The sequence below is a fragment of the Methylibium sp. genome, from assembly GCF_013817365.1.
GTDB lineage: Bacteria > Pseudomonadota > Gammaproteobacteria > Burkholderiales > Burkholderiaceae_C > Methylibium.
In genome coordinates this window covers 1-2,159 of record NZ_JACDCU010000575.1, presented here as the reverse complement: position 1 = coordinate 2,159, position 2,159 = coordinate 1, and the positions used below count along the sequence as shown (strand labels likewise).

3 protein-coding genes are annotated in these 2,159 nt (G+C 61.8%); 2 read left to right on the top strand and 1 reads right to left on the bottom strand.

Annotated elements, in window-relative coordinates; genetic code table 11:
• Positions 1–37: 37 nt before the first annotated feature.
• Positions 38–301, top strand: a complete 264-nt coding sequence (locus H0W38_RS21485; protein ID WP_292458033.1) for a cold shock domain-containing protein — start codon at positions 38–40, stop codon at positions 299–301.
• A gap of 108 nt (positions 302–409) precedes the next feature.
• Here the strand turns inward: H0W38_RS21485 and icd are convergent, their stop codons facing one another.
• Positions 410–1,663 carry an NADP-dependent isocitrate dehydrogenase gene (icd, locus tag H0W38_RS21480; RefSeq protein WP_292458030.1) on the bottom strand — a complete coding sequence of 418 codons (1,254 nt, stop codon included), beginning with the start codon at positions 1,661–1,663 and terminating at the stop codon, positions 410–412.
• 179 nt (positions 1,664–1,842) lie between these two features.
• Here icd and H0W38_RS21475 point away from each other — a divergent pair.
• The coding region (locus H0W38_RS21475; RefSeq protein ID WP_292458027.1) for a DUF192 domain-containing protein at positions 1,843–2,159 on the top strand (317 nt) is incomplete at its 3' end.

Below are 2,159 nucleotides of genomic sequence, written 5' to 3'. Positions count from 1 at the left end.
ATCGATCGGCAAGCACCGCTCGGTGCAGGAGAGAGTCATGGTCAAAGGCACCGTCAAGTGGTTCAACGACGCGAAGGGTTTCGGCTTCATCGAACCGGAAGGCGGCGGCGAAGATGTCTTCGCGCATTTCTCGGCGATTCAGATGGAAGGGTTTCGTACTTTGAAGCAAGGTGTGCAGGTAAGTTTCGAGCTGGTCGACGGCCCCAAGGGCAAGCTGGCGCAGAACATCGCCTTGCTGGAATCCCGTCAGGCTAGCGTCCGGCCCGACAACGCTGACGCCGACGCCCTGGCACCGCCCTGAATCGGCCGTCGAAAAGTGGCGCCCTTCAAGTAAAAAGCCCGCCATTCGGCGGGCTTTTTCGATGCAGCGGTGCCTCGCGAGCCGCGTGGCCGCAACCCACCCGTTCTCCTACATCTGATCGATCATCACCTGGCCGAAACCCGAGCAGCTGACCTGCGTGGCGCCCTCCAGCAGGCGGGCGAAGTCGTAGGTGACCTTCTTGGACAAGATGGCTTTTTGCATGGCCTCGATGACCAGATCGGCCGCCTCGGTCCAGCCCATGTGGCGCAGCATCATCTCGGCCGAAAGAATCTCCGAGCCCGGGTTGACGTAGTCCTTGCCAGCGTACTTGGGCGCCGTGCCGTGGGTGGCCTCGAACATCGCTATCGAATCCGACAGGTTGGCGCCCGGCGCGATACCGATGCCGCCCACCTGGGCCGCGAGTGCGTCCGAAATGTAGTCACCATTGAGGTTGAGCGTGGCGATCACGGAATACTCGGCCGGGCGCAGCAGAATCTGCTGCAAAAAGGCGTCGGCGATCGCATCTTTGACGACGATGTCCCGGCCCGTCTTGGGATTCTTGAACTTGCACCAGGGGCCGCCGTCGACGGGCACCGCACCGAACTCCTTCTGCGCCAGCGCGTAGGCCCAGTCACGGAAACCGCCTTCCGTGTACTTCATGATGTTGCCCTTGTGCACGATCGTGACGCTGGGCTTGTCGTTGTCGATCGTGTACTGGATGGCCTTGCGCACCAACCGCTCGGTGCCCTCCTTGGAGACCGGCTTGATGCCAATTCCCGAGGTGTCGGGAAAGCGGATTTTCTTGACGCCGAACTCGTTCTGCAGGAACGCGATCAGTTTCTTGGCCTTGTCGCTCTGCGCCTCGAACTCGATGCCGGCGTAAATGTCTTCCGAGTTCTCTCGGAAGATGACCATGTCGGTCTTTTCGGGCTCCTTGACTGGCGAAGGCACGCCGGTGAAATAGCGCACCGGCCGCAGGCAAACGTAGAGGTCGAGTTCTTGGCGCAAGGCCACGTTGAGCGAGCGGATGCCGCCGCCCACCGGCGTGGTCAGCGGCCCCTTGATCGAGACCACGTACTCGCGCAGCACCTCGAGCGTCTCTTCAGGCAGCCAGACGTCGGGCCCGTAAACCTTGGTCGATTTTTCGCCGGCATAGATCTCCATCCAGTGGATCTTCTTTTTGCCGCCGTAACTCTTGGCCACCGCCGCATCGACCACCTTGATCATCACCGGCGTAATGTCCAGGCCGGTGCCATCGCCCTCGATGAAGGGAATGATCGGCTGATCCGGCACGTTGAGAGAGAAGTCCGGGTTGACCGTGATCTTCTCGCCGCCCTCAGGAACCGTGATGTGCTGGTACATGAACTCGGGTCTCCGCTCGATGAAACTGAAGTGATGGCTTGCGCCGTGAGCCGGGAATTCTAAGGCGAGCCCCCGTGCCTCCCGCCCCCCAGGGAACTGCATCGCGCCTTGTGCCAAGTCGCGACGAGTCGGCGTGGCTCGGGTAAATTGACGCCAACTCACCCCCCATGAACCGACCGATGCGCTCTCTTCGCCTGCTCGCCACCCTCATTGTCTTGGGCGCGAGCAGTTTGCTGCCGGTGGCCATCGCTCCTGCCCAGGAAGCACCGCGTAAGCTGCCCACGGTGCGACTGAACGCCAGCCTGCACAACATCCAGGCGGAAGTCGCACGCACGCCGGAGCAACGCGCAACCGGGCTCATGCACCGCACGGCTCTGGGCGCAAACGACGGCATGCTGTTCGTCTTCGATGAACCCGGCGTGCAGTGCTTCTGGATGAAGAACACGCTGCTGCCGCTCTCGATTGCCTACCTGAGCGACGACGGCCGCATCGTCAA

Coding starts and splice junctions, on each gene's coding strand:
- icd (WP_292458030.1), bottom strand. CDS start 1,663: ATGTACCAGCACATCACGGTTCCTGAGGGCGGCGAGAAGATCACGGTC.
- H0W38_RS21485 (WP_292458033.1), top strand. CDS start 38: ATGGTCAAAGGCACCGTCAAGTGGTTCAACGACGCGAAGGGTTTCGGC.